The organism is Xenorhabdus indica (assembly GCF_014467235.1).
Taxonomy (GTDB): domain Bacteria; phylum Pseudomonadota; class Gammaproteobacteria; order Enterobacterales; family Enterobacteriaceae; genus Xenorhabdus; species Xenorhabdus indica.
In genome coordinates this window covers 147,689-156,146 of sequence record NZ_NKHP01000007.1, presented here as the reverse complement: position 1 = coordinate 156,146, position 8,458 = coordinate 147,689, and the positions used below count along the sequence as shown (strand labels likewise).

At 39.1% G+C, this 8,458-nt stretch carries 3 protein-coding genes; all 3 read right to left on the bottom strand.

Translation table 11 applies throughout. From position 1 onward, the window contains the following. Positions 1–11: 11 nt before the first annotated feature. Positions 12–3,266 carry a non-ribosomal peptide synthetase gene (locus tag Xind_RS07825; RefSeq protein ID WP_047681378.1) on the bottom strand — a complete coding sequence of 1,085 codons (3,255 nt, stop codon included), beginning with the start codon at positions 3,264–3,266 and terminating at the stop codon, positions 12–14. Positions 3,267–3,755: 489 nt separating this feature from the next. Continuing rightward, entirely contained in the window at positions 3,756–5,393 is a 1,638-nt protein-coding gene (locus Xind_RS07820) for a cyclic peptide export ABC transporter (protein WP_187649787.1), read from the bottom strand. 734 nt (positions 5,394–6,127) lie between these two features. After that, complete coding sequence (panP, locus tag Xind_RS07815) at positions 6,128–7,807, bottom strand: pyridoxal-dependent aspartate 1-decarboxylase PanP (RefSeq protein ID WP_047681372.1); 1,680 nt, start codon at positions 7,805–7,807, stop codon at positions 6,128–6,130. Positions 7,808–8,458 lie beyond the last annotated feature (651 nt).

Here is an 8,458-nt window from a genome sequence, read left to right as displayed (position 1 = left end):
GAGAGCCAGATTTATTCCATTGATTGATAAATATTTTGTAGGGAATCTGCGTCAAATTGCAGTAATTGAGCGTTGATAATGCACTCTTCAAGCTGACAGATAGAAGGATGTGCAAACAATTGCTGGATAGAGATATCAACGTCAAAGATTTCATTAATTCTGGATTGAAGTTGCAAAACCAAGAGCGAGTGACCACCGAGCTCAAAGAAATTGTCATAACGTCCGATACGATCTATCTTCAATACCGTTTGCCAGATATCAGCCAGTTGCTCTTCAATTTCACCTTGTGGTGCTGCATATTCTTTTGTGATCACAGACGAGTGATCGGGAATGGGGAGAGCGCGGCGATCCAATTTGCCACTTAATGTCAGTGGGAAAGTATCCAACATGACGAATGCGCCAGGGATCATGTAATCAGGCAGGTTATTGCCCAATTGTTCCCGCAGTTCGGGAATATTCAGTGTCGTACCTGATTGGGGGATGATGTAGGCGACCAGCCTTGTATCTGCTGAGTCATATGCATGTGCAACAACCACAACTTGCTGAACACCAGTACATTGGGCCAGATGAGTTTCGATTTCTTCCAACTCAATGCGATTTCCTCGTATCTTGACCTGAAAATCATTACGGCCCAGATAATCAATGCTGCCATCGGGTAGCCAACGCCCCAAATCTCCTGTTTTATACATCCGTGCATCCGGGCGATTGCTGAATGGATCATGAACAAAACGTTCTGCCGTGAGTTCAGGACGATTTAAGTAACCGCGGGCAACACCAATGCCACCAATATGGATCTCCCCGGTTACTCCAATAGGAACAAGCCGGCTAAGTTTATCCAGAATATAGATTTGTGTATTAGCGATAGGATGACCAATTGGTACTAAATCGACATATTTTTCTGATCCGCAACGCCAGGATGTTACGTCAATTGCGGCTTCGGTCGGGCCATATAAATTATGCAGTTCACTATGAGGGAAGTGAGATAAGCACTGTTGTTGCAGGGAATACGGTAAGGCTTCTCCACTACACAAAATCTGACGTAAAGAAGGGCAACGTCCTGCTGGAGTGAGATGAATGAAACTTTGCAGCATAGAGGGAACAAAATGGATGGTTGTGATACCTCTGGATTCAATCTCTTCCAGCAAATAAAGGGGATCTTTGTGACCTCCGGGACGTGCCATAACTAATTGAGCACCGGAAAGCAAAGGCAGGAAAAATTCCCATACTGAAACATCGAAACTGAATGGGGTTTTCTGCAATACGAGATCGTTAGGGTTCAATTGATATTCATCTTTAGCCCAGAGCAAGCGATTGACGACACCCCGATGCTCATTCATTACTCCTTTAGGTAAACCTGTTGACCCTGAGGTATACAGGACATAGGCCAAATTACGTGATGTCAGCCCCAAGTCGATGATAGGGAGATTATCTTCCCGCTGCTCAGCGAGAGTTGCCTGACATTCTTCGCTTTCCCATATCCACAAAGGAACATTAGTGTCTGGTAAGTGGCTTTGTAACCCATGATGGCTCAGGACCAGTACTGGTTCACTGTCGGTCAGAATATGCCTGAGACGATCTGCCGGATATTCTGGATCGAGAGGAACATAAGCTGCACCCGCTTTTAATATTCCTAGCAACGCGATGACCATATCCGGGCTACGTTCCATGCAGAGACCGATACGATTATCTGCCTGAATACCGGCCGTAACGAAAGCGTGTGCAAGTTTATTGGCCTGACGATTCAATTCCTCGTAAGTCAATTGCTGGTTATCACAAACCAATGCAATTGCTGCCGGCGCATAATCGACTTGTTGTTCGAATAGTTGGTGAAGCCGAACATTTTGCGGGTAGGAGACGTCAGTGGCATTAAAATTATAGAGAATGTGTTGGCGTTCTGATTCATCCATCAACGGTAAGCTGTCGATAGTCTGTTGATCATCATCGGCTATTGCTGCCAGTAAGGTGAAATAATTGTCCATAAGTTGAGTGATTAACTCAGCATCGAACAATTTAGTATCATAATGAAAACCGCAATTAATCTGTTGATCGACTTTTATTATATTAACCATCAATGGAACAGGCATATCGCCATAATAAGGATATGTGAAAGATCGCAGTTCTGCTCCTCCCCAATGCACCGTATTACTGCCACTCTGATCCATCCATAATGATGGCAGGTTACTGACATATCTGGGTTGTTGGAAAGTTATGGTTGTCTGGAAAACAAGATGAGTATCAGTGTTACGTTGTAACTTAATTTGTTCCAGGATTTTGGGGAAAGGATATTTTTGATTCTCAATAGCCTGACGAATGATTTTAGCAGCCTGTAAGATATGTTCCTGTACAGTTATCCCGCCATTGATTTGAGCACGTAAGGCAACCGGGTTGACAAATTCACCGACTAATTTACCCCAGGTAGCCCGGCTGCGGCCCGGCATTATAGAGCCGACAAGAATATCATCCTGACCAGTATAGCGATGTAACAGAATTTGATAGGCTGCCAGAAAAATAGCAAACAGGCTATTACCATATTTCGTTGCTAACGTATGCAGTTTTGTAGCCAGCGTTTCGGGGAGCTTACGGGGAATCGTGATCCTATTTATTGCGGAAGGGGATTTATTAATTTTTGATTTATTGCTGGCAGGTAATTGTAATTCTGTTAAATAACTGCTCAGATTATCGCACCAGAATTGTTGTTGTTTTTTTGCATTGTTACTGTCCAGCCATTGTTGTTGCCAGATAACATAGTCTTGGTAACTGAGTTTTGATGCCGGAGGCAATTCTTGTTCAGATAAGAGATTACCCAGTTCCTCCAGTAATATCCAATAAGACCAGCCATCGACAACCATGTGGTCAAAGGTTAATACCATGATGTTTTCCTGATCATGACATTGATACCAACTGGCATAAACACGTGGTGGATTCTCCAAATCGAAAACGTACCAGCAATCATTACGGACAACTTGTTGCAGCGTTTCCTCACTCAGATCCCTGGCATCATGTCTTGTGATCTTAATCACAGCATTTTCTGCTATTTGATATCCTAACTTACCGTCATATTGACCAAAACTAGCCCGTAACATAGGGTGGCGTTTTATCAGATGATTGAGCGCGTTTTCTAATTTCTCAGCAGTTAAACCTTTAACTCTGGCACAAAATGCATTATTACTCTGTCCCCTCTGGGCCGGATTAATTTGATATTGAAACCAACGGCTGCTTTGTGCTTCTGATAAAGCAAATGAATTCAATGTCTCAGGATAATTCATTTTATAGCTCCCCTTTTATGGGTATATGGAAAAATAAAAATTTGAGAACTGATAAAACAAAAAAATAAGAACAGAATTTAAGGCCAAAAATATTGGTTAAATAAAGTTCAATAAATTTATTTTCCAGCAGAAAATTAATGCGGTGGAAGTACAACGCAATAAAAAAAACCATTACGGTGATATGAATGGCATTTCACAGGAAAGTTATAAGTTAATCTCATTTTGTATATAAACTGTACTTTGTCTTTATTATGGTATTTAAGGTGTTAGATTATATATTAAATGAAAAAACTTTACATAGTGATATTCCCTTTCTTTTATATCTAATTTTATTATAGGTAATAAGTGTTATTATCATGAATATTTTATATTACATAATAATCTAAATGATAATATATATTCTATAAAAAAAGAGCCTGTTTAACGAGGCTCTTAAAATGGGCGAGGATATATTTATAATAAGTAGGTTGTCTTTGATCTAGATCATTTTCAGCCAGAATAATGGCTATTGGTGTTTATTTCTTTAATGTGTCCATCTTCCAACTTAATTACACGTTCTGCAATATCAAAATATGCATCATCATGGCTAATAACAATAACGGTCTTACCACGAGCTTTTAGTTCAGGCAGTAATTCTGTATAGAATATTCTTTTAAATACAGGGTCTTGATCCGCTGCCCATTCATCAAATAGATAAATAGGACGATCTTCCAGATAAGCAGATACTAAGGCTAAGCGTTTTCTCTGACCGGCTGAAAGTTCAGTTGTCGAGAATTGTCCGTCAACGATTTTAACTTTATGGCTCATGTTGAAAGATTCAATATAATGGGTTGCTTTTTCGGTAACATTTGCCCCGGTATTTAACAATTGATCGAATAAATGATAATTAGAGAAAACGGCTGAAAAATATTGGCGATAGTGTTCATTATTTGTCTGATCCATTTTTACACCATTAAGCCAGATAGAGCCGTATTCTTGCTCGAACAAACCGACTAACAGCATGGCAAGTGTTGTCTTTCCGCTTCCGTTTCCACCGACAATAAAAATGATTTCGCCTTGGGAAATCGTCAGACTCATCGGCCCTAGATTAAACTCCCGATCTTCTTTATCGGTCGTGTAGTGGTGAACAACATCTTTCAATTCAAGCGATAGTGGTTGTTCATTTGCAAATGGATTTGGTGTATTAGCTTGTTGTATATACAGAGATTCTTCTAACTGGCTATCCAGTCGTTTCATTTTTTGTAGTGAGATTTCGGCTTGTCTTAATTCTGGAATTGCGCCGATCACTTCGCTGATTGGGCCGGATAAGAATAGAACAATCAGAGTGACTGTCATCAAATTAGAAGGTTCTTGAGGTAACCAGATAGGTACAACAAAAATCATCAAGCCGATGACAATATAAAAGACCACCGAACCGGCATTCAGTACCCAGGCATAGTTATTATTTGCTTTAATGCAGATCTCTTTGAATTTTTTTGCGCCGGGAGAAATGACTCTATCAATAAAAGCATTGCCTTTCTGGCTATTGAGTTTTAACTCCTTGCTACCATCAATTAGCTGTTGGAAGCTGAGGTAGATCTTATCTACCTGCTCACGCATTTCTTCCATCAGACGTATAGGGCGCTTTTCCAAAAAATAGAAGATATACATTGTGAGCAGACAGACAATGGTCAGAATAATAAAGAGTTGCCAGGAAATCCAGGCTAAGTAGCCGAAACAAGCGATAATAAGTGTGATATTGCCAAAGACGGTTGGCGCTAACATAAAAGAGTGTATAAACACATCGACATCTTTGGTCAGAACAGCTAAGAGGCCATGTTTCCCGATATTATTCAGCTTTTTAAAAGGCGCCCGTAATATTTTATTACTCAGACTCAGTCGCAGGGAATAAATCGTTGCCTGAGTTAAATGTGATAACAATATTTCTGATAAAGTTTTAGTAATAAAAAAAAGAATACAGATACCAAAAAAGTTCCAGATAAATGTTGAGAGATTAGCTGCACCTGTAATTCCCTGGCTAATCATGCCTACTACTGATGCACCGGCAAACCCGCTGATTAATGCAAATATTGTTGATAAAAACAGCAATATCCAGGATTGACGATAGAGATAAGCTATTAGTGTCATAAAAATAAACCATTATAGGAGATTATGAGTAATATAAAAAATATATACTGGTCAATGAGACTCAACATGGTTATTTTTTTCTGGTGAAATTTCAAGGAAGATTTATAAACATAAATGTGAATGAATTTAAATCGTGATAAAAGTCACAGTTAAGGTGTAATGGGGTGTAATAGATATGACATTAATTGATGCATATTATTTTTTTTCATTAATTGATAGAGTTTATTTGTAATAGTGGAATAAAAGAGCATAAATAATTTCTCTAAGTAATCAGATAGTAACGTAGATGTACTTTTATGCAATTCTATATCATTTCATTAACATAGTGTATGTTCCCTCCATCTTCTAAGTTGCCTCTTTGTTGGTTACGAACACTCAGCACGGTCACTGTAGCTATAAACATGTATTTATAAGCATAGAGTTATCTGTGAATTCGGAGATTTGCTCTTGCTTTGTTAGTTGCACTTTCTCACTTCTTGTACAGCAAAGAGTGAAAAAATGATCTGGCATTATAAATATTTATTTGAATTAAAAAATTTGGTTTTAAATATTATTTATCTAATAGCTGAAGCGGTTAAATAATATCTTGTATTATTTAGGCGGTGGATATATTTAATTTTGAAATGACTGTTCCGATCTGTTTTTTTATACATACTATCCCAGAATCTCTATTGGGTATATGCCCAATAGAGTTCGAATTGTAACTTGAAAAATGAAGCAGATATTAAGTTATCTCAATTGATTAAGTTCTGTAAGGTTTGCCATAACGGACTTTGCTGTGCCAGTTTGCGTTGATCTTCCAACATACACTCAAGTATTTCTAAAGTTGTCAATGGATTTGCCAGTACAACACGTAAAACAGTTGTTGGTTGTCGCTCCCATTGCACCGGCCTGAGACTGGTACGTGAGACAAAGAACTTTCCGGTAGTCCACTGCATAGATTGGATATTTTGGTTCAGTACATTCAGTGTATCGTGTAGTTTTTCCCGCACAGATTCAGGAGCGTTGCATAGTGCCGTCAATGCCATTGGTGGTATATATCGGTAAGTAAGCAGACAAAGTTGTGGTTCGCTGATTAACTCAAAATCTTCCTGCTGGCGGATAATGTCTGCAAATTGCTGTGCTTTCTCGATACTACGATCTATTAATTGGGCGAAACCCTGCCGGCCAAGCAGATGCAGGTTACTGTGCAACATAAGCGACATCGCACTGCGTGAACCTTCCAACGTGTGGCGGCCTAAATCTTTTGAACCCTTACGTACAATATAATTAGCATGTTGGGCAATAGAATCAGTTAGAGTAGGCTGGCGGAACAGTACCATACCTGTTCCCATAGGGACGTACATTTGTTTATGAGCGTCAATTGTCACAGTATCAGCGCGCTCAATGCCTTTGAATAAATGTCGATAGCGTTTTGACAACAAGCTCGCGCCTCCCCAGGCAGCATCGACATGGAAATGACATTGCTCGCGCTCAGCGATATCTGCCAGTACGTCCAGCGGATCGATCGAGCCGGTTTCGGTTGTTCCCGCTATTCCGACAATTGCCATGGGCTTGATATTGCGCTGACGCAGATTTTTCAGATGTGAGTAGAGGGAATCAATGCAGATCCGTCCGTTTTTGTCGGCATCAACACTGATTAGTGCATCTTGTCCAAGGCCGAGCACATCAACAGTTTTTTTCAGCGAATAGTGGCCGAGTTCTGATACTAAAATCGCCACTCCATTGTAACCGTAATGGAGTAAACCTCTGGCCAGTCCTTCACGTTTAAGACCGGTAAAATTTTCGTCGGCTGGCATGAGCTGGTTTCGACATGCCCACATGGCTGTCAGATTAGCCAGTGTTCCGCCAGAACAGAAGGCTGCCAGAGCATAATCACCACTGTGCAGCCATTGTTTATAAAAACTTTCATCACAACCGTATACCAATTTGTGCATCATACCCAATACCTGGCGTTCCAGTACGGTCAGAACATGTGATGTTTCCAGTTTGACTAAATTTTGATTCAGGGCAGTTAATATCTTGCCAAGGGCAGGTAAATATCTGGGAAGGGCTGATGTCATATGACCAACAAAAGTAGGGGATGACACAGGCATCACTTGGTTAAGAACATCTTCATTCAAATTATGGATATATTTTTCGGTATCGACGGGAATTTCTGGTATGAATACCGAAGAAAACTTCTTCTCCAGTTCTGCTAATTCATACACTGGTTTGTTTAGCTCACGGCAACAATAACCTACAGGATCATCTGCAATCTTCTCTTCCAGTTCAGACAACGCTTTTTCACCGATATTGGTGGTAAATTGGTCGAATAGTTCTTGCCATTCTTGTGTGCCCGAATAATTATCGTGAGGAGTCGTCTTTTCTGTTTCATTTTCATTGTGATTCAGCCTGTCAAGAGAACTCTGCATAGTTTGTTTGCCTCTCCAGAATCGCTAATTAATGTAGAGTGAATAGCATAATCATATCATTGTTGGGTGCAAGTAGTTGGATACCGCTGAACGGTATGTGTACCCCCCTGGGGTCCTGGATTCTTGCCTCCTTTATATCTCTCTTTATCTGTATAGAACAGCTAAAAATAAGAATGAGATTCATTCGTATTGTATGGGTATTGTTAAAAATTATTGATAATTTTTTGTGGAAAAATAATAACAAGGCTATTTTCAGGCTAATGTGATTTATATTAATTCTTGGATTATAGTATGTCATGATTGATAAATTGAAAGTAACCAAATAAATAAGTATTTTTAATTTCTTATCAGTTTATTTTATCTATTGACGATGAAAATAGTTTCTGATAGAAAAAATAGTCAATACTCCAAAAATAGTATGTGATAAATGGTTGGTTGTTTAATAAAAGTTAAGAACAAATAATTTATGGTGATATCAGAACAGCGGAGAAAGCTGGCTCCAGAAAAATATAAATTTGATCTGAATCACAGAAAGGTTTTATGCAATGATTTTTAGGATCATTTTTGAATTTCTTTCTCTCAATTTATAATTATTTTAATTTTTCTGGAGCCATAATTCAAACTATTATCTATTTATGCATTATGGTTCTA